General features: G+C 61.2%; 22 protein-coding genes. 10 read left to right on the forward strand and 12 right to left on the reverse strand.

Features of this window, described 5'->3' with window-relative positions:
- Positions 1-22: 22 nt before the first annotated feature.
- Positions 23-2,824, reverse strand: a complete 2,802-nt coding sequence (polA, locus tag HBO09_RS00180; protein ID WP_169990762.1) for a DNA polymerase I — start codon at positions 2,822-2,824, stop codon at positions 23-25.
- Between the two features lie 74 nt (positions 2,825-2,898).
- Here polA and HBO09_RS00185 point away from each other — a divergent pair, with 74 nt between their 5' ends.
- The gene (locus HBO09_RS00185; RefSeq protein WP_017528747.1) at positions 2,899-3,189 is read left to right on the forward strand and encodes a DUF2782 domain-containing protein; all 291 of its coding nucleotides are present in this window, start codon (positions 2,899-2,901) and stop codon (positions 3,187-3,189) included.
- Between the two features lie 56 nt (positions 3,190-3,245).
- Positions 3,246-4,199, forward strand: coding sequence for a homoserine kinase (locus HBO09_RS00190; protein WP_169990763.1), 954 nt, complete (start codon positions 3,246-3,248; stop codon positions 4,197-4,199).
- A gap of 107 nt (positions 4,200-4,306) precedes the next feature.
- Here HBO09_RS00190 and HBO09_RS00195 read toward each other — a convergent pair whose 3' ends face one another.
- A complete protein-coding gene (locus HBO09_RS00195; RefSeq protein WP_169990764.1) occupies positions 4,307-5,236 on the reverse strand; it encodes a zinc ABC transporter substrate-binding protein in 930 nt (309 codons plus the stop codon).
- A 46-nt stretch (positions 5,237-5,282) separates the two neighbouring features.
- On the opposite strand from HBO09_RS00195, the gene HBO09_RS00200 reads away from it, so the two are divergent.
- From HBO09_RS00200 to HBO09_RS00215, 4 genes are read left to right on the forward strand one after another with little or no spacing between them, the layout of a single operon-like run.
- Positions 5,283-5,777: a Fur family transcriptional regulator gene (locus HBO09_RS00200; protein WP_169991566.1), complete on the forward strand. Its 495-nt coding sequence runs from the start codon at positions 5,283-5,285 to the stop codon at positions 5,775-5,777.
- Positions 5,777-6,562 carry a zinc ABC transporter ATP-binding protein ZnuC gene (gene znuC / locus HBO09_RS00205; RefSeq protein WP_169990765.1) on the forward strand — a complete coding sequence of 262 codons (786 nt, stop codon included), beginning with the start codon at positions 5,777-5,779 and terminating at the stop codon, positions 6,560-6,562. Before HBO09_RS00200 ends, znuC begins: the two co-directional genes overlap by 1 nt.
- On the forward strand, positions 6,555-7,343 hold the full coding sequence (gene znuB / locus HBO09_RS00210; RefSeq protein ID WP_029290341.1) for a zinc ABC transporter permease subunit ZnuB: 789 nt from the start codon (positions 6,555-6,557) through the stop codon (positions 7,341-7,343). Before znuC ends, znuB begins: the two co-directional genes overlap by 8 nt.
- Positions 7,344-7,380: 37 nt before the next feature.
- Complete coding sequence (locus HBO09_RS00215) at positions 7,381-8,100, forward strand: PA5502 family lipoprotein (protein WP_169990766.1); 720 nt, start codon at positions 7,381-7,383, stop codon at positions 8,098-8,100.
- A 95-nt stretch (positions 8,101-8,195) separates the two neighbouring features.
- On the opposite strand, the gene katE is transcribed toward HBO09_RS00215, so the two are convergent.
- The gene (katE, locus tag HBO09_RS00220) at positions 8,196-10,367 is read right to left on the reverse strand and encodes a catalase HPII (protein ID WP_262381161.1); all 2,172 of its coding nucleotides are present in this window, start codon (positions 10,365-10,367) and stop codon (positions 8,196-8,198) included.
- A 235-nt stretch (positions 10,368-10,602) separates the two neighbouring features.
- Between katE and HBO09_RS00225 the strand changes: the two genes are divergently transcribed.
- From HBO09_RS00225 to HBO09_RS00235, 3 genes are read left to right on the forward strand one after another with little or no spacing between them, the layout of a single operon-like run.
- Positions 10,603-11,610, forward strand: coding sequence for a methionine ABC transporter ATP-binding protein (locus HBO09_RS00225; RefSeq protein ID WP_169990767.1), 1,008 nt, complete (start codon positions 10,603-10,605; stop codon positions 11,608-11,610).
- Positions 11,610-12,284, forward strand: a complete 675-nt coding sequence (locus HBO09_RS00230; protein WP_029290333.1) for a methionine ABC transporter permease — start codon at positions 11,610-11,612, stop codon at positions 12,282-12,284. Before HBO09_RS00225 ends, HBO09_RS00230 begins: the two co-directional genes overlap by 1 nt.
- A gap of 49 nt (positions 12,285-12,333) precedes the next feature.
- Entirely contained in the window at positions 12,334-13,107 is a 774-nt protein-coding gene (locus HBO09_RS00235) for a MetQ/NlpA family ABC transporter substrate-binding protein (protein WP_169990768.1), read from the forward strand.
- 157 nt (positions 13,108-13,264) lie between these two features.
- On the opposite strand, the gene HBO09_RS00240 is transcribed toward HBO09_RS00235, so the two are convergent.
- Genes HBO09_RS00240 through HBO09_RS00260 form a run of 5 tightly spaced genes read right to left on the reverse strand, consistent with a single transcriptional unit; the run spans position 13,265 to position 17,173 of the window.
- Positions 13,265-13,900 (reverse strand): SCO family protein, encoded by a 636-nt coding sequence (locus HBO09_RS00240; protein WP_029290329.1) that lies wholly within the window; start codon positions 13,898-13,900, stop codon positions 13,265-13,267.
- Positions 13,897-14,796, reverse strand: coding sequence for a heme o synthase (gene cyoE, locus HBO09_RS00245; RefSeq protein ID WP_169990769.1), 900 nt, complete (start codon positions 14,794-14,796; stop codon positions 13,897-13,899). Before cyoE ends, HBO09_RS00240 begins: the two co-directional genes overlap by 4 nt.
- The gene (locus tag HBO09_RS00250; protein ID WP_169990770.1) at positions 14,784-15,863 is read right to left on the reverse strand and encodes a COX15/CtaA family protein; all 1,080 of its coding nucleotides are present in this window, start codon (positions 15,861-15,863) and stop codon (positions 14,784-14,786) included. Before HBO09_RS00250 ends, cyoE begins: the two co-directional genes overlap by 13 nt.
- Positions 15,864-15,873: 10 nt before the next feature.
- On the reverse strand, positions 15,874-16,467 hold the full coding sequence (locus HBO09_RS00255) for a hypothetical protein (RefSeq protein ID WP_169990771.1): 594 nt from the start codon (positions 16,465-16,467) through the stop codon (positions 15,874-15,876).
- Positions 16,433-17,173 carry an SURF1 family protein gene (locus HBO09_RS00260; RefSeq protein WP_169990772.1) on the reverse strand — a complete coding sequence of 247 codons (741 nt, stop codon included), beginning with the start codon at positions 17,171-17,173 and terminating at the stop codon, positions 16,433-16,435. The genes HBO09_RS00255 and HBO09_RS00260 overlap by 35 nt, the downstream gene beginning before the upstream one ends.
- A gap of 84 nt (positions 17,174-17,257) precedes the next feature.
- On the opposite strand from HBO09_RS00260, the gene HBO09_RS00265 reads away from it, so the two are divergent.
- Positions 17,258-17,461, forward strand: a complete 204-nt coding sequence (locus HBO09_RS00265; RefSeq protein WP_017528731.1) for a twin transmembrane helix small protein — start codon at positions 17,258-17,260, stop codon at positions 17,459-17,461.
- Between the two features lie 4 nt (positions 17,462-17,465).
- Here HBO09_RS00265 and HBO09_RS00270 read toward each other — a convergent pair whose 3' ends face one another.
- From HBO09_RS00270 to coxB, 4 genes are all read right to left on the reverse strand, one after another.
- A complete protein-coding gene (locus HBO09_RS00270) occupies positions 17,466-18,353 on the reverse strand; it encodes a cytochrome c oxidase subunit 3 (RefSeq protein ID WP_169954106.1) in 888 nt (295 codons plus the stop codon).
- 34 nt (positions 18,354-18,387) lie between these two features.
- Positions 18,388-18,939: a cytochrome c oxidase assembly protein gene (locus HBO09_RS00275; RefSeq protein ID WP_029290315.1), complete on the reverse strand. Its 552-nt coding sequence runs from the start codon at positions 18,937-18,939 to the stop codon at positions 18,388-18,390.
- A 141-nt stretch (positions 18,940-19,080) separates the two neighbouring features.
- Positions 19,081-20,670, reverse strand: coding sequence for a cytochrome c oxidase subunit I (gene ctaD / locus HBO09_RS00280; RefSeq protein WP_038444815.1), 1,590 nt, complete (start codon positions 20,668-20,670; stop codon positions 19,081-19,083).
- A 58-nt stretch (positions 20,671-20,728) separates the two neighbouring features.
- Positions 20,729-21,856, reverse strand: a complete 1,128-nt coding sequence (coxB, locus tag HBO09_RS00285) for a cytochrome c oxidase subunit II (RefSeq protein ID WP_169990773.1) — start codon at positions 21,854-21,856, stop codon at positions 20,729-20,731.
- Between the last annotated feature and the right edge of the window lie 133 nt (positions 21,857-21,989).

A 21,989-nucleotide genomic window follows, 5' to 3' on the forward strand; every position in this document is an offset into this window, starting at 1 on the left:
ATGCCGCAGCAACGCCGTATGATCAGTGCGCTTCGTCCCAGTTATCACCCACCCCAACTTCAACCAGCAGCGGTACGTCCAGTTTCGCAGCACCGCTCATATGCTCTCGAATCTTCTCGCTGACTTCGGCCACCAGGTCTTCACGGACCTCGACCACCAGTTCGTCGTGCACTTGCAGGATGACCTTGGCGTCCAGCCCCGACTCTGTCAGCCAGTTGTCGACCTTGACCATCGCCTTCTTGATGATATCGGCGGCCGTGCCCTGCATCGGCGCGTTGATCGCGGTACGTTCGGCGCCCGCGCGCTCCTGGGGTTTGTTGGAGTGGATGTCCGGCAGGTACAGCCGGCGCCCGAACAGGGTTTCCACGTAACCCTGATCGGAAGCCTGGGCGCGGGTGCGCTCCATGTACTCGCGCACCCCTGGGTAACGGGCGAAGTACACATCGATATAAGCCTTGGCGGTCTTGGTATCGACACCGATGTCCTTGCCCAGCTTCTGCGCGCCCATGCCGTAGATCAGGCCGAAGTTGATCGCCTTGGCACTGCGACGCTGGTCAGACGTGACCTCACTCAACTCGACCTTGAACACCTCAGCCGCCGTGGCCGTGTGCACATCAAGGTTGTCGCGGAACGCGTTCAACAAGCCCTCGTCCTTGGACAGGTGCGCCATGATCCGCAGCTCGATCTGCGAATAGTCCGCCGCCAGCAGCTTGTAACCCTTGGGCGCGATGAATGCCTGGCGGATCCGCCGGCCTTCGGCGGTACGCACCGGGATGTTCTGCAGGTTCGGGTCACTGGACGACAAGCGCCCGGTGGCCGCCACGGCCTGGTGGTAAGAGGTGTGGATCCGCCCGGTACGCGGGTTGATCTGCTCTGGCAAGCGGTCGGTGTAGGTGCTCTTGAGCTTGCTCATGCTGCGGTACTGCATCAATACCTTAGGCAGCGGGAAGTCATCTTCGGCCAACTTGGCCAAGACTTCTTCGGCGGTCGAGGCCTGGCCCTTGCCGGTTTTCTTCAATACCGGCAGCCCGAGCTTTTCGTAGAGGATCGCTCCCAACTGCTTGGGCGAGCCGAGGTTGAACTCCTCGCCGGCGATCTCATACGCCTGGCGCTCCAGTTCCACCATCTTGTTGCCCAGCTCGATGCTCTGCACGCCCAACAGTGCGGCATCCACCAACGCGCCCTGACGCTCGATGCGTGCCAGTATCGGCACCAATGGCATCTCGATATCCGTCAGCACACTGGCCAGGCTCGGCAGTGCCGCGAGTTGTGCGTGCAGTGCCAGGTGCAGGCGCAGGGTCACATCGGCGTCTTCGGCGGCGTAAGGGCCGGCCTGTTCCAGAGGAATCTGGTCGAAGGTCAGTTGCTTGGCGCCTTTGCCGGCAATGTCCTGGAAACTGACGGTGTCATGCTCCAGATACTTTTTGGCCAGGCTGTCCATGTCGTGGCGGGTCGCGGTGGAATTCAGCACGTAGGATTCAAGCATGGTGTCGAACGCGATGCCGCGCACGGTGATGCCGTGTGCCGGGTCGCCGCCGATGGCGCAATTGGCCAGGATATTCATGTCGAACTTGGCGTGCTGGCCGACCTTGAGCTTTTGCGGGTCTTCCAGCAGCGGCTTCAAGGCCAGCAGTACCGTATCGCGATCCAGTTGCTCGGGCACGCCGATGTAGGAATGGGTCAGCGGGATGTAGGCCGCTTCATTGGCCTGTACGGCGAACGAAACCCCCACCAGTTGCGCCTGCTGGGCATCGACGCCAGTAGTTTCGGTATCGAAGGCAATCAACTGCGCGTCATTGAGCTTTTTCAGCCAGACGTCAAAACGGGCCTGGTCGAGGATGGTTTCGTACTGCGCTTGGACCGGTGCCAGCGTCTCTGCGGCCTCAGGCTCAGCCGAAGACTGCACCGGTGCTACGTCGGCAGCAGCCTTAAGCTCGACCCGCTTGGCATCGCGCTGAATCTCATCGATCCAACTCTTGAACTCCAGCAGGGTGTACAGCTCCAGCAGCTTCTCGCGGTCCGGTTCGATCAGGTGCAAATCTTCCAGCCCGACATCCAGTGGCACGTCGACCTTGATGGTCGCCAACTGGTAGGACAGGAATGCCATCTCTTTATGTTCTTCCAACTTGGCCGGCAGGGTCTTGGCCCCACGAATCGGCAAAGTCGGAACAATATCGAGCTGCTCGTAAAGCTCTTTAAGGCCGCCGTTCACACCTACCAGCAAGCCCGAAGCAGTCTTAGGACCAATCCCCGGAACGCCTGGGATGTTGTCGGAGGAATCGCCCATCAGTGCCAGGTAGTCGATGATCTGCTCGGGAGCGACGCCGAATTTCTCCTTAACGCCGTCGATGTCCATCGCACTACCGGTCATGGTGTTGACCAAGGTAATGTGCCCGTCGACCAGTTGCGCCATGTCCTTGTCACCGGTAGAAATCACCACCGGGCGGTCAGCGGCTGCGCTGCTGCGGGCCAGGGTGCCGATCACGTCGTCCGCCTCAACGCCTTCGACACACAGCAGCGGGAAGCCCAAGGCAATCACGCTCTGGTGCAGCGGCTCGATCTGCACGCGCATGTCATCAGGCATGCTCGGGCGGTTGGCCTTGTATTCGGCGTACATGTCATCGCGAAATGTCCCGCCCTTGGCGTCGAACACCACCGCGAACGGGCTGTCCGGGTACTGCTTGCGCAGGCTTTTGAGCATGTTCAACACGCCCTTGACCGCACCGGTCGGCAGGCCTTTGGACGTGGTCAGCGGCGGCAGCGCGTGGAAGGCGCGGTACAGATATGAAGAACCGTCCACCAGGACGAGGGGGGCTTGGCTCATGAGCAGGATCAACCTTTTCGGCGGGTCAGGCGCTAGAATAGCCGGACCAATGACAACAAAGGGACAAGGTTATCATGCGTACATTCAATCGCCTGCTGTTGACCGGCTTGATTGCACTCGCTCCGATGGCTGCCATGGCGGCAGACGACGCTCCCTCGGGGGATCCGGAAGTCACCATTCGCACGGAAGGCGATAAAACCATCCAGGAGTACCGCCAAAATGGCTTCCTGTATGCCATCAAGGTAACGCCCAAAGGCGCGCCCCCGTATTTTCTGGTGCGCGCGGACGGAACCGATGCCAACTTCATCCGCTCGGACCAGCCGGATATGCTGATCCCGTCATGGAAGATCTTCGAATGGAAATGATTTCTTAATTTTAATCGGCGCTGCGGCCCGCGGCGCCCGTACTGGCAGTTTTAACCATGTCTGTGTTCACCCCCCTGGCTCGGCCCGAGCTGGAAACCTTTCTCGCCCCTTATGGGCTCGGCCGCCTGCTCGATTTCCAGGGGATTGCCGCTGGTAGCGAAAACACCAACTTCTTTATCAGCCTGGAACAGGGCGAATATGTCCTGACCCTGGTTGAACGCGGCCCCGTGGACGAAATGCCGTTCTTCATCAAACTGCTGGACGTACTCCACGACGCCGACCTGCCCGTGCCCTATGCCCTGCGCACCACCGAAGGCGTGGCCCTGCGCGAATTGGCAGGCAAGCCGGCGCTGCTGCAACCGCGCCTGGCGGGCAAGCACATCAAGGACGCCAACACCCAGCACTGCGTGCAAGTGGGTGAGTTGCTCGCTCACCTGCACCTGGCCACCCAGGGCGACAAGGTGCTGGAGCGCAAGACCGATCGCGGGCTGGATTGGATGCTCGACGAAGGCGCGCAGTTGATCTCGCACCTCGATGCTGAGCAACAGAGCCTGCTGCAAGCGGCCTTGGATGAAATCCAGCAGCACAAGGCCCACATCCTCACACTGCCCCGGGCCAACATCCACGCCGACCTGTTTCGCGACAACGCGATGTTCGAAGGCACCCATCTGACCGGGTTGATCGACTTCTACAACGCCTGCTCCGGGCCGATGCTGTACGACGTGGCGATTGCCCTGAATGACTGGTGCTCGGACGACGCTGGCGTAATTGATGGACACCGCGCACGGGCACTGCTGGGAGCCTACGCGGCACTACGGCCGTTCAGCACCAAGGAAGCCGAACTGTGGCCGACGATGTTGCGCGTAGCTTGTGTGCGGTTCTGGCTGTCACGCCTGATTGCCGCAGAGACGTTTGCCGGACAGGACGTGTTGATTCACGATCCGGTGGAGTTCCAGCAGCGGCTGGAGCAGCGTCAGCACGTTGCGATCCAGCTGCCGCTCGCCCTCTAAATGTGGGAGCGGGCTTGCTCGCGAATGCGGTGTGTCAGCCAAGTAGCGGGTGACTGAAACACCGCATTCGCGAGCAAGCCCGCTCCCACATTGGTTTGGCGCTGTGCCTACAGTGATTCCAGGCATCCAGCCAAATCATTACCCAGCTTCTCCAGCAACTGCTCATAGCCTTGAGCGGTTGCCGGGGTGTAGCCGCCCAGGGCATCCAATTCCGCCAGTTTCACCGGCAGGCCCGCCACCAGGGTTTCGGCCAGGCGCGGGCGCAATGGCGGCTCGCTGAACACACAGGTCTTGCCCACTTCCTGCAAGCGCGTGCGCATCGCCGCCACATGCTGGGCGCCGGGCTGCACCTCGGCGCCCACGCTGAATACGCCGGTATGCTTGAGGCCATAGGCATCTTCAAAGTAGTCGAAGGCTTCGTGGAACACGAAGTAAGGTTTACCGGCGATACCCGCCAGGCGCGCCTTGAGGCGCACATCCAAGGCATCCAGTCGGCCATCGAACCCTTGCAGGTTGCTCTGGTAGCGCGCTGCGTTGGCCGGATCGGCCGCGCTCAAGTCCGCCGCCATTTTTGTAGCAATCACCCGCGCATTGACCGGCGACAACCACAGGTGAGCATCCAGGCTTCCCGGACGATGATCGTGATCATGGTCGTCGGCTTCTTCGCCATGGGAGTGGTTATCTTCGCCGAAATGACGCAACTTCAGCCCCGGCAATTCCTGCACCGCGACCGTCGGCAAACTACGCCCCTTGAGCACCCTTGGCAGGAAGCCTTCCATGTCCGGGCCGATCCAATACAGCAGATCTGCCGATTGCACATGCCGTACGTCGGATGGGCGCAATGCATAGTTATGGGGCGAGGCTCCCGGCGGCAATAACACCTCTGGCACCGCCACACCGTCCTGCACCGCGGCGGCAATCAGCTGCAACGGTTTGATGCTGGTCAGCACCCGAACCTCGGCCTGGGCAGCCCCGGCAATCAATAAACTGGTGACAAATACGACAAAAACGGCAAAAAGTCGGGACACGATGAGCACTCAAGGCGACAGGAACGGGTAACATAATAACGTCTCTCACAAATATCTGTCGCCGCTCATGCCTAAAACACCGCTTGCCAGCCGTCCCCACGACCACTCTCACTGCGTCCACAACGCACTGTCAGAGGCCGACGCCCTGTGCGCACGCCAAGGCCTGCGCCTGACCGCCCTGCGCCGGCGGGTGCTGGAACTGGTGTGGCAGAGCCACAAGCCCCTGGGCGCGTACGACATTCTCGGCGTGCTCAGCGAGCAGGACGGCCGCCGCGCCGCGCCGCCAACGGTGTACCGTGCGCTGGACTTCTTGCTGGAAAATGGTCTGGTGCACCGCATCGCCTCGTTGAACGCCTTTGTCGGCTGCAACCACCCGGAACATGCACACCAAGGCCAATTCCTGATCTGCCGCGAATGCCACGCCGCCATCGAGCTTGAACAAAAAAGCATCAGCGATGCGATCATCAAGAGTGCCAGCGATGTGGGCTTTCGGGTCGAAGGGCAGACCGTCGAAGTGGTGGGCATCTGCTCGGGCTGCCAGGGGGCTTGATGAGCACTGCGCTAATCCGCCTGGAACAGGTCGGCGTCACGTTCGCCGGCCAGAACGTGCTGGACAATATTCACCTGAGCGTCGAACCGGGGCAGATCGTTACCCTGATCGGCCCCAACGGCGCCGGCAAGACCACCCTGGTGCGTGCGGTATTGGGCCTGCTCAAGCCCGACAGCGGCAGTGTCTGGCGCAAGCCCAAGCTGCGCATCGGCTACATGCCGCAGAAACTGCACGTCGACCCGACCTTGCCGCTTTCGGTGCTGCGCTTTTTGCGCCTGGTGCCCGGCGTGGACCGCACCCGCGCCCTGGCTGCGCTCAAGGAAGTCGGGGCCGAGCAGGTCATCGACAGCCCGGTACAAAGCATCTCCGGTGGCGAAATGCAGCGTGTGCTGCTGGCCCGGGCCCTGCTGCGCGAACCTGAACTGCTGGTGCTCGATGAACCGGTACAGGGCGTCGACGTCGCCGGCCAGGCCGAGCTCTACAGCCTGATTACCCGCCTGCGCGACCGTCACGGCTGCGGCGTGCTGATGGTCTCCCATGACCTGCACCTGGTAATGAGCACCACCGATCAGGTGGTATGCCTCAACCGCCACGTCTGCTGCTCCGGCCACCCGGAGCAGGTCAGCGGCGACCCGGCTTTCGTCGAGCTGTTCGGCAAGAATGCCCAGAGCCTGGCGATCTACCACCATCATCACGACCACGCCCATGACCTGCATGGCGCCGTGGTTGCCGATCCGGCTGCCCCTCATACCCACGTCCACGGAGATAGCTGCAAGCATGGCTGATTTTCTGCTCTACGCCCTGCTTGCAGGCTTGGCTTTGGCGCTGGTGGCGGGCCCGCTGGGCTCGTTCGTGGTCTGGCGGCGCATGGCCTATTTTGGCGACACCTTGTCCCACGCGGCCCTGCTCGGCGTAGCCCTGGGCTTTTTGCTGGACGTCAGCCCGACCATCGCCGTGACCGTTGGCTGCCTGCTGCTCGCTGTGCTGCTGGTGACCCTGCAACAGCGCCAGCCCCTGGCTTCGGACACGCTGCTGGGGATCCTCGCACCCAGCACCCTGTCCCTGGGCCTGGTGGTCCTGAGCTTTATGCATGAAGTGCGCATCGACCTGATGGCGTATCTGTTCGGCGACCTGCTGGCGATCAGCCCCACGGACCTGGCCTGGATTCTCGGCGGCAGCGCGGCGGTATTGATCCTGCTGGTGGCCCTGTGGCGACCGCTGCTGGCAATTACCGTGCACGAACAACTGGCCACCGTCGAAGGTTTGCCCGTGCCGGCGCTGCGCATGACCCTGATGTTGCTGATCGCCGTGGTGATTGCTGTCGCAATGAAGATTGTCGGCGTATTGTTGATCACGTCGCTGTTGATCATCCCCGCCGCCGCCGCCCAGCGTCATGCACGTTCACCGGAACAGATGGCGGTCGGCGCCAGTTTGCTGGGGATGCTTGCCGTGTGTGGTGGCCTGGCGCTGTCCTGGTTCAAGGACACCCCGGCCGGGCCGTCGATTGTGGTCACGGCCGCCGCACTGTTTCTGCTGAGTTTTGTCCTGCCCCGTCGAGGGGTGTAGACTTGCTCGCTTTTTGCGCAATTAGAGAGTCGCAGGAATGAAGCCGTTCACCTCCCGTTATCTGCTCCTTGCCGCATTTTCCCTGCTGCTGGGCGCCTGCCAAAGCACCCCGCCCGTCGCCCCCGAGGTTCCGGACGCGCGCGCTGCGGCCATTGCACAGCTGGAACAAAACCTGGCCAGCAGCGAGCTGGCCACCGCCGAAGACCAACTCGCCGCCCTGCAAGCCCAGTCGCCCGACGACCCGGCGCTGGAGCCTTATCAGCGCCAACTGGCCGAAGCCTATCTGCAGCGCAGCCAGATCGTCCTGCAAAAAGGGGATGTCAACGCCGCCGCCACTGCCTTGAGCCGTGCCCGCTCCTTGATGCCCAAGGCTCCGGCGCTGACTGGCGGGGTCAACAGCGCCATCGCTCATGCGCGCAAAGCCGAGCTGGATAAAGCCGAAGCCGCCCTCAAGGCCGCCGAAGCCAAGCCACCGGCCAAGGTCATCGACCCCGCTGCCGAAAGCACCACGGTTGCGCTGAACCTCACGGATATCCAGCAATTGCGCCATCAACTGGATGCCATCGCCACCGACGTGGTGAATTACCAGTGTGATGTGAGCATCCAGGTGCCGCGCACCGAGGATTACCCGTGGCTGAACACGTTGCTGAGCAAACGAGTGAAGCGGATTGATTCAGGGTACGAACTGAAGATTCACCGGCAGATCCTCAAGCATATTCCGGCGCAGGTTGTGTTGATTCCGCGTAAAGCGCACTGACCCCAATCGCGGGCAAGCCCGCTCCCACATTGGAATACATTTCAAATGTGGGAGCGGGCTTGCCCGCGATGGCGCCCTATCAAACAACCAAAAACTTAAGCTGGAACCGCCTTGGCCCGAGGCTCGCGCTCCCAAACCCGATGCTGGGCAATCGCCGCAATAAACGCCTTCAACGCCTTGGCATCCCCGCCAACAATCAACCCCGCATCCGCCTCCAGCTTCAACACCGCCAGCAACTGCTTGGCCTCACCAGCCAACGCAATCGCCTTCAAATGCTTGTAGGCCTCCAGCAGGTAATGCAACGCCACGCCATCGCCGCTCAATGCCTGGATCGACTTCGCCCCACCCGGCACAAACACCGCGTCGAATGCCACTGACGGCAAGCCTTCCATCGAGGCATCCACCGCCAGGCTCTTGCCATCGGCCGTGGTTACCGGCGCCGAGGTCGGCCCAAGCAATTTGGCATGGGCACCTTCTGCGGCCAGCGCCTTTTTCAACGCCGCGATGGCTGCACCATCAACACCATTGGCCGCCAGGATCGCCACCTTGCGCGTCTTGATCCCCCCTGGCAGCAGGTTGGCCTGGCTCAAGGCCGGCGAGCGCTCTGGCGCGGTCTTGCGCACTGGCACGGTGCCTTTTTTCGGCACCGGCAGGCCCAGGTTCTGCGCCACGCGCTTGGCCAGCTCCAGATCGATGTTGGCCAGGATCTCGTTGACCTGGCGCGCCCGGATAAACTCACGCTCGACCTTGCCCAGCTCAAAGCTGTAGGCCGCGATGATGTGCTCCTGCTCGTGCTTGCTCATGCTGTTGAAAAACAGGCGCGCCTGGGAAAAGTGATCGCTGAATGACTCACTGCGCTCGCGGATTTTGTGCGCATCGATGCGCTCCGGGTAAGACTCAAAACCGCCGTCCTGCGCCGCCGGTGGCGTTTCTTTCGGCCAGCCGCCGTCGATGGAGTTCGGCTCGTAAGCGGCACGACCCTTGTCGATGGTGCTGCGGTGCATGGCATCGCGCTGGTTGTTATGCAGTGGCGTCAGCGGCTGGTTGATCGGCAACTGATGAAAATTCGGGCCACCTAGACGGCTGATCTGCGTATCGGTGTAGGAAAACAACCGACCTTGCAGCAGCGGGTCATTGGAGAAGTCGATACCCGGCACGATATGGCCTGGGCAGAAGGCGACCTGCTCGACTTCCGCGAAGAAGTTATCCGGGTTGCGATTGAGCACCATCTTGCCCAGCGGGGTGATGGGCACCAATTCTTCGGGAATCAGCTTGGTCGGGTCGAGGATATCGAAGTCGAAGGCATGCTCCTTATCCTCGGGAATAATCTGCACCCCCAGTTCCCATTCCGGGTAATCGCCCATCTCGATGGCGTCCCACAGGTCGCGACGGTGGTAATCGGTATCTTTACCCGCCAGCTTCTGCGCCTCATCCCACACCAGGGAGCAGGTACCCGCCGTCGGCCGCCAGTGGAATTTGACGAAGTTGGATTGTCCCTCGGCATTGACCAGGCGGAACGTATGCACGCCAAAACCCTGCATGCTGCGCAGGCTTTTTGGAATGGCGCGGTCGGACATTGCCCAAATGACCATGTGCGCCGATTCCGGCTGCAGCGAGACAAAATCCCAGAACGTGTCGTGGGCCGAGCCGCCGGTAGGAATTTCGTTGTGCGGCTCAGGTTTTACCGCATGCACGAAGTCAGGGAACTTGATCGCGTCCTGGATGAAAAATACCGGCATGTTGTTGCCCACCAAGTCGAAGTTGCCTTCGTCGGTGAAGAACTTCACGGCAAAGCCGCGCACATCACGTACCGTATCGCCCGAGCCACGCGGGCCCTGCACCGTGGAAAAACGCGTGAACACCGGGGTTTTATGGCCAGGGTCACGCAAAAAACCCGCCTTGGTCAGCGCCGAATGGTTTTCATAAGTCTGGAAGTAGCCATGGGCGCCAGTGCCGCGGGCGTGCACGATGCGCTCCGGGATACGCTCATGGTCAAAGTGCGTGATTTTTTCACGCATGATGAAATCTTCCAGCAGCGAAGGCCCGCGAGCACCGGCTTTCAGGGTGTTCTGGTTATCGGAGATTTTCACCCCCTGATTGGTGCGCAGCGCCTGGCCCGTGGCATCGGAGCGGGATTTTTCCAGGCTTTGCAGCTTGGCATTGGTGTTGCCACGGTCCAGGGTATCGGTGCCAGCAAGCTCGCTCTTGGGCGTCATGGCGGGTTTCTTGGTACTCATCAGACAAAACTCCTCGTTTGCATAGGCCAGAGCGGTCCCTGGCTCGTTGGAGCAAAACCCCGGGCACGGCACCCGGGAAATCGAGTTGCTTAAGTAGTGACTGACGGGATTTTTTACCGTTCCTTTTTTATGACCTTTGATCGCGTTATTGCCAAATCGCTGGTTGAATACGAAATAAATGCTAAGAAACACTATACGGACAGGCTAAAATGCGCGCCCGGCTAACCGCTGATCCCTTTTCAATGCGCCCCACAAGGTTCGCTACGTGATCGAGTTTCATAACGTCCATAAAACCTACCGGGTCGCCGGCAAGGAAATCCCCGCACTGCATCCCACCAGCCTGCGCGTCGAGAACGGCCAGGTGTTTGGCCTGATTGGCCATTCCGGCGCGGGAAAAAGTACCCTGCTGCGCCTGATCAATCGCCTGGAAGAGCCTTCGGGCGGCCAGATCAACGTCGACGGCGAAGAAGTCACCGCCCTGGATGCCAACGGCCTGCGTCGTTTCCGGCAACAGGTCGGGATGATCTTCCAGCACTTCAACCTGCTGGCCTCCAAGACCGTCGCCGATAACGTGGCGCTGCCGCTGACCCTGGCCGGTGAGTTGTCGCGCCGCGAGATTGATGCGCGCGTGGCGGAACTGCTGGACCGGGTTGGCCTGTCCGACCACGCCAAGAAGTACCCGGCGCAGTTGTCCGGCGGCCAGAAGCAGCGCGTCGGCATCGCCCGCGCCCTGGCCACCAAACCGAAAATCCTGCTGTGCGACGAAGCCACCAGCGCCCTTGACCCACAGACCACGGCCTCGGTCCTGCAGTTGCTGGCCGAGATCAACCGCGAGCTGAAGCTGACCATCGTGCTGATCACCCATGAAATGGACGTGATCCGCCGTGTCTGCGACCAGGTCGCAGTAATGGATGCCGGCGTGATTGTCGAGCAGGGTCCGGTCGCCCAGGTGTTCCTGCACCCCACGCACCCGACCACCAAGCGCTTTGTGCAGGAAGCCGAGCAGGTCGATGAAGGCGAGCAGCGCGATGTGTTCGCCCATGTACCGGGCCGCATCGTGCGCCTGACATTCCAGGGCGAAGCGACCTACGCGCCATTGCTGGGTACCGTCGCCCGCGAAACGGGTGTGGACTACAGCATCCTCGCCGGTCGCATCGACCACATCAAAGATACCCCTTACGGGCAACTGACCCTGGCCATCACCGGCGGTGACATGGAAGCGGCGTTCGCGCGCTTCACCGCAGCCGATGTGCACATGGAGGTCCTGCGTTAATGGACGTGTTACTGCATTATTTCGACAACGTCGACTGGGCTGATATCTGGGTGGCCACCAGCGACACCATGCTGATGCTCAGCACTTCGCTGTTTTTCACCGTACTGGTGGGCCTGCCGCTGGGTATCCTGCTGTTTCTGTTCAGCCCACGCCAGTTGCTGGAGCAGAAGACCACCTATGCCGCCCTGGCCTTCGTGGTCAACGCCATCCGTTCCTTGCCGTTTATCATTTTGCTGATTGTGATGATCCCGACGACGGTGTTCCTCACGGGCACGTCGCTTGGTGTGGCCGGTGCGATTCCGCCGCTGGTGGTAGGCGCCTCGACGTTCTTCGCCCGGCTGGTGGAAACCGCCCTGCGCGAGGTCGATCGCGGCATCATCGAGGCGACCCAGGCCATGGGTGCAACCACCCGGCAGATCATCACCAAGGCGCTGTTGCCCGAGGCAAAGCCCGGCATCATTGCGGCAATCACCGTGACCGCCATTGCCCTGGTGGGCTACACCGCCATGGCCGGTGTGGTGGGTGCCGGCGGCCTGGGCGACCTGGCGATCCGTTATGGATACCAGCGTTTCCAGGATGACGTGATGGTCGTCACCGTGGTGATGTTGATTGTGCTGGTACAGATTCTGCAAACCATCGGCGATAAGCTGGTGACACACTACTCTCGAAAATAACGGCCATTGCCGGCCCCGCCGGCAGATGCCCGAACAAGGAGCTTGTTGGATGAAAAAACTACTGGTTGCTTTCGCCGCGGTTGCCGCGTTTTCCGCCCATGCCGCCGAGACCCTGACGGTCGCCGCCACGCCGGTGCCCCACGCTGAGATCCTTGAGTTCGTGAAGCCGGCCCTGGCCGCGCAAGGCGTGGACTTGAAGGTCAAGGTGTTCACCGACTACGTACAGCCCAACGTACAAGTGGCCGAAAAGCGCCTGGACGCCAACTTCTTCCAGCACCAGCCGTACCTGGATGAGTTCAACAAGGCCAAGGGCACTCACCTTGTGAGCGTGGCCGGCGTACACCTGGAGCCGCTGGGCGCATACTCCAGCAAGTACAAGACCCTGGCCGAACTGCCGAACGGTGCCAACGTGGTCATCCCCAACGACGCCACCAACGGCGGCCGCGCGCTGTTGCTGCTGGCCAACAAGGGCCTGATCACCTTGAAGAACCCGACCGATATCCTGTCGACCATCAAGGACATCACCGGCAATGAAAAGGGCCTGAAATTCCGCGAACTGGAAGCCGCCACCCTGCCACGCGTGCTGACCCAGGTCGACCTGGCGCTGATCAACACCAACTACGCCCTGGAAGCCAAGCTGGACCCTTCCAAGGATGCCCTGGCGATCGAAGGCAACGACTCGCCTTACGTCAACATCCTGGTGACCCGCGAGGACAACAAGGATTCGGACGCGGTGCAGAAGCTGGTCAAAGCCCTGCACACCCCAGAAGTGAAGGCATTCATCAACGAGAAGTACAAAGGCGCGATTCTGCCGGCGTTCTGATCGAGCACTATCTCCAAAACACTGGAGATCGAATGTGGCAGCTGGCTTGCCTGCGATAGCGGTGGATCAGCGACCAAAAGGCTGGCTGACCTGACGCTATCGCAGGCAAGCCAGCTCCCACAGTTGATCTGGGTTGTCGGCTGGATTTGCTCCAGAACTAGTTACGCTGCAACAACCCCGGCAACTGCGCCACCAGCTTCTGGTTGTTCAACGGCGCACGGATAAACCCACGCTGGGTGCCATCCGGGCCGATCAATGCCAGGTTGCCGCTGTGGTCGACCGTGTAGTTCGGCTTGCTGGTATCAGCCGGGATGAACGGAATGCTCACGGCATTCGACACCTTCTGCACATCCTCCACATTCGCCCCGGTAAGCCCTGCAAATTGCGGATCGAAGTAGCCCAAGTATTGCTTGAGCTGGGTCGGGGTATCGCGATGGGGGTCAACGCTGACCAGGATCACCTGCAACTTATCCACCACGTCCTTGGGCAGCTCACTCTTGATCTGGCGCAGTTGGGCGAGGGTGGTCGGGCAGATATCCGGGCAGAAGGTGTAGCCGAAGAACAGCACGCTCCACTTGCCCTTCAACTCATTGACCAGCACTGGCTGGCCGTCCTGGTTGGTCATGGTCACAGGCGGCAGTTGGCGGCTTTGCGGCAGCAGGATAATGCCCGCGTCGATCAACGCCGTTGGGTCGCCCTGGCCCTTGCCGGACAAAACTTTATTGACGGTCAGGCCCATGACCAACGCCACGATGGCCACCAGGATAAAGACAGTTTTTTGAGTTCGAGTCATAGGTTCAACAATAAGTAATGGTCTACGAGCAGGGCGATAAATAGCAGGAACAGGTACCAGATAGAGTACTTGAAGGTATTGATCGCCGCGTGCGGCCGACTGCCACGGTACAGCACCCAGGCCCATTGCAGAAAGCGTGCGCCCAGAACCAGCGCACAGCCCAGGTACAACAGCCCGCTCATATGGATCACATAGGGCATCAGGCTCACCGCCAGCAGCGCGAAGGTGTAGAGCAGGATATGCACCTTGGTGTAGTGCTCGCCGTGGGTCACCGGCAGCATCGGGATATCGGCCTTGGCGTATTCCTCCTTGCGATGAATGGCCAGGGCCCAGAAGTGCGGCGGGGTCCAGGCGAAGATGATCAGTACCAGCAGCAATGGCTCGGCGCTCACATGGCCGGTGACCGCCACCCAACCAAGCAACGGCGGCGCCGCGCCGGCCAGGCCGCCGATCACGATATTCTGCGGCGTCGCGCGCTTGAGAAAGCCGGTGTAGATCACCGCATAGCCCAACAACGAGGCCAATGTCAGCCAGGCCGCCAATGGGTTGGTAAACGCCAGCAACAAACCCAGCCCGGCCACCGCCAGCGCCAGGGCAAATGTCAGCGCGGCGACCGGGGAAACCCGGCCTTCAGCCAGCGGGCGCTTGTGAGTACGCGCCATCAGCGCATCAATGCGCCGGTCCACCACATGGTTGACCGCTGCGGCGCCGCCAGCGCACAGGGCAATCCCCAGATTGCCGAAGATCAGTACGGCCCACGGCACCCCGGCGCGGGTGGCGAGAAACATGCCCACCAGCGAGGTGATCAGCATCAGCACCACCACCTTGGGCTTGGTCAGCTCCAGGTAGTCGCGCCAGATAGCCTGGCCGGGACGCTCGCCAATCAAGGTCGCCATGGCATCTCTCCTTTAAGGGTGATCAGGCCCGAAACGTGTTTGCGCGGGCTGAAGCGCCAACCGAACGGCACTTGATGGCGAACCCGCACCAGGCTGGTACGGGCGTGGTAATTGACCAGCACCAGGGTCAGTAACAGCGCTGCACCGCCGGCGTTATGGGCGACCGCCACCGGCAGCGGCAAATGAAAGTACACATTGCTCAGGCCCAGGCCGATCTGCACGGCCAGGGCGACCAGCAGCAGGCCCGCCAGGCGGGTCATGCCCACCGTCTTGAGCTGCCAGGCCAGCCCCAACAGCACCACGGTGACCACTAGCGCACCCAGGCGATGGGTCAGGTGAATCGCCGTGCGCGCATCACTGTCCAGCTGCCCGCCCAGATAGTTGGGGCCGATATGCTGGGTCAGGTGAAAGCCATTGGCAAAGTCCGCCGCCGGCCACCACTCGCCATGGCAGGTCGGCAAGTCGATACAGGCCACCGCCGCATAGTTGGAACTGACCCACCCGCCCAGGGCGATCTGCCCGATCACCAGCACCAGGCCGGCCGTGGCCCAATACTGCAAGCGCCGGGGCACGATCAGCGCCGGCAACACCCCGGATAACCGCAAGGTCAGCAAAAACAGCAGGCTCAAGGTCGCAAACCCGCCCAGCAAATGCCCGGTGACCACCTGCGGCCAGAGCTTGAGGGTCACCGTCCACATACCAAAGGCGGCCTGGGCGAAGACCACCGCCAGCAGGAACAGCGGCAGCTTCAAGGGTTGCCCCGCATGCCGGCGATGGCTCCAGGCGCGAGCGGCCAGCAACGTGATCAGCAGCCCCAGGGTGCCCGCGGCGTAGCGGTGGATCATCTCGTTCCAACCTTTGTCGGCCTCCACCGGCGTATCCGGGAAATGCAGCTCGGCATGGGCCAACTGGGCCTCGCTTTTAGGCACACTGATAAAGCCGTAGCAACCCGGCCAGTCCGGGCAACCGAGGCCGGCATGGGTCAGGCGGGTGTAGGCGCCGAGCAGCACGACAATCAGCGCCAACAGGGTGGCAAACAGCGCGAGGCGAAATCCAGGTTTGGCCATGACGATGCCCTTATCCGATATTCGACAGTTTCAGCAGGTGGCGCAGGTCGTTAAGCAGATCCTTACCCTTGACCTGCGCGTCATAGCGCAGCACCAGGTTGCCGTGAGGGTCGACGATCCATAGCTGTGCATCGCCGGGCGCGGCAGCGTTTTGCTTGAAGGTCGGCAGGTCCAGGGGGAAACGCTGCAACTGCGGATACTCGGCTTTGAGCTTGGCCTCATACTCGGCGCTGACCGGCTGCGCACTGGCCAGGGCATGGCTGGCGCGGGACGCATCACGCCCCAGACCGATCTGCAGTTGGCGCGCGAGGTAGACCAATTGCTGGCAATCAGTGGCGCAGGCTGCGGGCGCGGTCACCAGCAATTGCCAGCGCTGCTCGTCGGCCTGCACGCCGATATCGGCGCGGGTCTGGCCATTGCCGATCATCTCGCCATGATCACTGCGGTTGTCCGGCACCCAGAACTGCAACTTGTACATCAGGGTCGCCAGCACCATCGGGCCGATCACCATCAGCAGGATCAGGATCAGTTGCCAGCGCCCCTTGCGCCGATCGGGTGCCGCTGGCGTATCAGACATGTTGAGTGGATTCATGGCCGCTCCCATGGTGCTTCTCCCTTGCGTTGTGCCAGCCGAGGTAGAGGTAAAGGCCCAGCAGCGCCAGCGCCATGGCGAACCACTGCACGGCATACCCCAGGTGTTTTTCCGGGCCCATGGCCACTACCGGCCATTGGGTTTCATAGGTTGCAGGCCCGGCTTCGGCCCGCAGCTCAAAGGCAAACCCGCTGCGATCCAATTCGGCCCACAGTGCCTGTGGATGCAGCGCCGTCAGCAAACGCGGCCATTGCGCGGCTGCCGGGTCGGCATGCAGCTGGAACGTCTCGCCCGGCGCCACATACACCCAGGCATTGATATTCAAAGGCTGGTCGGGCGTGGTGAAGGCCGGCGGCGTGCGCCGATCCGGCCACGCCAGCCAGCCGCGATTGAGCAACAGCCACTGGCCGCTGGCCTGGTCATGAAAGGGTTGCAGCAACTCGACGCCGGCCTTGCCGTCACGCATGCGGTTATCCAGCAACACGCTGTGCCCGGCATCGAACTGCCCGCGTAACTGCACCCGGCGAAAAGCCGGATCAGCCAACACATCCAACTGATCAACACTGATAGGCGGCGCCGCCCGGCGCTCGGCGTAACTCTGCAGCAGCGCCTGTTTTTCCTGGCCACGGGACAATTGCCAAAAGCCCAGGAACACCATCAGCGGTAGCAGCACCAACACCACCAGGGTCGGCGCAATCCCGGGGCGAAAGCGTTTCATGGCGTTACCGCGAAGGTGGGTGCTGCGCTGGCTATACTGAATCTCATTGCCCGCCCCTCAAAAAAAGAGCCCTGGAGCCTGACCATGCTCAAAGCCGCTATTGCCCTGATGCTGATCGCTACCGTTGTGAGCCTGTTCAGTGGCTTGTTCTTTCTGGTCAAGGACGAGGGCCACTCCAATCGCCTCGTCACAGCCTTGACCGTGCGTGTGGTGCTGGCCGTGATCACCCTGGCGCTGATCACCTGGGGATTCTTCAGCGGCCAACTGGTTTCCCACGCCCCCTGGTAAGTCGCTACAGCACGTAAACGAAGAAAAACAAACCGATCCACACCACATCCACGAAGTGCCAGTACCAACTGGCCGCTTCGAAACCGAACTGATGCTCGGCATTGAAGTGCCCCTTGAGGATGCGCATCAGCATCACGAACAAAATGATCGTGCCGATGGTCACGTGGGCGCCGTGAAAGCCGGTCAACATGAAGAAGGTCGCGCCATACACCCCGGAGCCCAGTGTCAGGCCCAGCTCTTTATAGGCGTGGATATATTCCTCAGCCTGGAAGCCGAGAAACGCCAACCCCAGCAACACGGTGATCGCCAGCCAGATTTTCAGCGCACCGCGATGGCCCTTGCGCAAGGCGTGGTGGGCGATGGTGATGGTCACGCTGGAGCTCACCAGCAAGATGGTGTTGACCAGCGGCAAGCCCCAAGGGCTGATCGTGCCTTCAGGCGCCGGGAACAGCTTGGGGTCAGGGTTGTTGAGCAGCGGCCAGGCGAATTCGAAATTCGGCCACAGCATGTGCGCAATGCCCTTGGAGCCTTCGCCGGCCAGCCACGGCGCCGACATATGCCGCACATAGAACAGCGCGCCAAAGAACGCGATGAAAAACATCACCTCGGAAAAGATGAACCACGTCATGCCCCAGCGAAACGAGCGGTCCATCTGCGCGCTGTACAACCCGGCACGGCTTTCCTTGATCACCGCGCCAAACCAGCCAAACATCATGTAGGCCAGCAGCAGGCTGCCGACGAAAAAGATCAACGGGCCGTGGGATTCCGGGCGGGCCGCCTTGAGGTCGTTGAACCACACACCCAGGCCATACACGGTGATCAACAGCCCAAACGTGGCAATTATTGGCCATTTGCTTTGCGCTGGTACGTAGTACGTATCATGAGTCGACATGTATCCGCTCTCCTAATCGAGCCCGCAGGCAAGCCTAGCCGCCGGTATGGACAGCCACGGGCGGTTGGCGCGCAGTGATATCGAACAGCGTGTACGCCAGGGTCAAATGCTTCACATCCTTGGGCATGTCGCGGTCGACAATGAAGCGCACTGGCATCTCGATGCGCTCCCCCGGCTGCAGCACTTGCTGGGTGAAGCAAAAACACTCGGTCTTGTGGAAGTACATCGCCGCTTCGGCCGGGGAAATGCTCGGAATCGCCTGGGCCGTCATCGGCTTGTCGCTGGGGTTGAAGGCCACGAATACCATCTCGTTGACCGCGCCAGGGTTGACCACGATTTCGTCGGCCTTGGAGTGGAATTCCCAGACCATATCGATGGCATTGGTCGACAGAAACTGCACCCGCACCTGGCGCGACGGATCGACTACCTGTGAGCCTTCGTACTGCCCGGCCGTCTTGCCGTTGATGCCGAAGGCCTTGCACATCACGTCGTAGATCGGCACCAGGGCGAAGCCAAAGGCGAACATCGCCAGCACCAGGATCAGCAGGCGCGTGACCAGGCGGTTGAGGGGCACGGAATCAGCCATGACGGCCACCTCCGCGTGACGGTTCTGTAGGAGCGAGCTTGCTCGCGAAAAACCACAGCGCGCCGCGTTTATTCAGGCAACCCGCGTTATCGTTTACGCCCTTCGCGAGCAAGCTCGCTCCTACAGGAGGAAACCAGCTGTTCATTTGACCTCCGGCGGCGTGGTGAAGGTGTGGTACGGCGCTGGCGAAGGAATGCTCCACTCCAGACCTTCGGCGCCATCCCACGGCTTGGCCGGCGCCGGCTTGCCGCCACGGATGCACTTGATCACGATAAACAGGAAGAAAATCTGCGTGGCACCGAACATAAAGGCGCCAATCGACGACACCATATTGAAGTCGGCGAACTGCAGATTGTAGTCCGGCACCCGGCGCGGCATGCCGGCCAGCCCCACGAAATGCATCGGAAAGAACGCCATGTTCATCCCTACGAACGACAGCCAGAAATGCAGCTTGCCCAGGGTTTCGTCGTACATATGGCCGGTCCATTTCGGCAACCAGTAGTAGGCCGAGGCGAAAATCCCGAAGATCGCCCCAGGCACCAGCACGTAATGGAAATGCGCCACCACAAAGTAGGTGTCGTGGTACTGGAAATCCGCCGGGGCAATGGCCAGCATCAGCCCGGAAAAGCCGCCGATGGTGAACAGGATCACAAAGGCCACGGCAAACAGCATCGGCGTCTCGAAGGTCAGCGAGCCTTGCCACATGGTGCTGACCCAGTTGAACACCTTGACCCCGGTGGGCACGGCGATCAGCAGGGTGGCGTACATGAAGAACAACTCGCCCACCAACGGAATGCCCACCACGAACATGTGGTGCGCCCACACGATAAACGACAGGAACGCGATGCTCGCCGTGGCGTAGACCATCGAGGTGTAGCCGAACAGCGGCTTGCGCGAGAAGGTCGGGATGATCGAGCTGACGGCACCAAAGGCCGGCAGGATCATGATGTACACCTCGGGATGGCCGAAGAACCAGAACACATGCTGGAACAACACCGGGTCACCACCACCGGCAGCGCTGAAGAAGCTGGTGCCGAAGTGGATATCCATCAGCATCATGGTCACGCAACCGGCCAGGACCGGCATTACCGCGATCAGCAGGAACGCGGTGATCAGCCAGGTCCAGACGAACAGCGGCATCTTCATCAGGGTCATGCCTGGCGCACGCAGGTTGAGGATGGTGGCGACCACGTTGATCGCGCCCATGATCGAGCTGATACCCATCAGGTGGATGGCGAAGATAAAGAACGTCACGCTTTCCGGGGCGTAGGTGGTGGAAAGCGGGGCGTAGAAGGTCCAGCCAAAGTTCGGCCCGCCCCCAGGGGTGAACAAGGTCGAGACCAGCAGCAGGAACGCCGCCGGCAGCAGCCAGAAGCTGAAGTTGTTCATGCGGGGCAGGGCCATGTCCGGCGCGCCGATCATCAGTGGGATCATCCAGTTGGCCAAGCCGACAAATGCCGGCATCACCGCGCCAAACACCATGATCAGGCCATGCATGGTGGTCATCTGGTTGAAAAATGCCGGCTCGACGATTTGCAGCCCCGGCTGGAACAACTCGGCACGGATCACCATGGCGAACGAGCCGCCGAGCAGGAACATGGCGAAGCTGAACCACAGGTACATGGTCCCGATATCTTTGTGGTTGGTCGTCAGCACCCAGCGCATCAGGCCTTTGGCGGGGCCATGGGCGTGGTCAGCGGCATGACCGTGGTCGTCGATCACAGTGCTCATGGCCGTTCTCCTGCAAGCGGATGGGCGGGGCGGTTCAGGGCATACGCAATGAAGAGGTTCATTTGCTTTCCGCCTGTTTGATGGCCAGCACGTCTTTAGGCGTGACCATGTCGCCTTTGTTGTTGCCCCAGGCGTTACGTTCGTAGGTCACGACCGCCGCAATATCGACTTCCGACAGTTGCTTGCCGAAGGCCGCCATCGCCGTACCAGGCTTGCCGTGGTACACGATGCTCAGGTGATCTGCCGCAGGGCCGGTGGCGATTTTCGAGCCCTTGAGCGCCGGGAACATCGGCGGCAGGCCTTGGCCTTCGGCCTGGTGACAGGCCACGCAAGTGGTGTGGTAGACCTTGTCGCCACGGGCTACCAGCTCATCAAGTGTCCACTCTTTGGAGGTCAGCTCCTTGAGCTTGGCAGCTTCTTCCTTGCGCTCACCGAGCCAGGTTTCGTAGTCGGCCTTGGACTTGACCTCGACCACAATGGGCATGAAGCCGTGGTCCTTGCCGCACAGTTCTGCGCACTGGCCACGGTAGATGCCGGGCTTCTCGACCCGGGTCCAGGCCTCGTTGACGAAACCGGGGATGGCATCGCGCTTGACCGCAAACGCCGGCACCCACCAGGAGTGGATCACGTCGGCGGCCGTCACCAAAAAGCGCACCTTGGCGCCCACCGGCAGCACCAGCGGCTGGTCGACTTCCAGCAGGTAGTGTTCGCCTTTGGTGGCCTGGTTATGGATCTGTTCGGCGGGGGTGGCCAGATTGCTGAAGAACTCGACGTCCTGGCCCAGGTATTTGTAGTGCCACTTCCACTGATAGCCGGTGACCTGGATATCGATATCCGATTCACTGCTGTCGTAGATGTTGATCAGGGTCTTGGTCGCCGGAATAGCCATGGCGACAAGGATCAGCAGGGGCACGACGGTCCAGAGAATTTCGACCGTGGTACTTTCGTGGAACTTGGCCGCCACCTGTCCCGTGGAGCGCCGATGCAAAATCATCGACCAGAACATGGCGCCAAACACGATGATGCCGATCACCACACAGATCCAGAAAATGGTCATGTGCAGGTCGAACACAGCGTGACTGACTTCAGTGGCCCCTGGTGCCATATTCACTGTCCAGGCGGCTTGCGCCTGGTTGAATACTGACCACAAGAGTAAGCCCATCCAAACATGTGGATGTCGCGTCATTGCGGGTTCCCCTTATCGTTCTTGTTATCCCGCCGGTTTGCACCTGCGGCCAAGGGGGCGGCTTCCAAACTGCTTACATCCGCCAAGCCTTGCCTGCCTAATGCAGTCGGGCGTCATCAGCTAATTGCGTACA

The sequence above is a fragment of the Pseudomonas sp. WS 5027 genome, assembly GCF_012985695.1.
GTDB classification, from domain to species: domain Bacteria; phylum Pseudomonadota; class Gammaproteobacteria; order Pseudomonadales; family Pseudomonadaceae; genus Aquipseudomonas; species Aquipseudomonas hygromyciniae.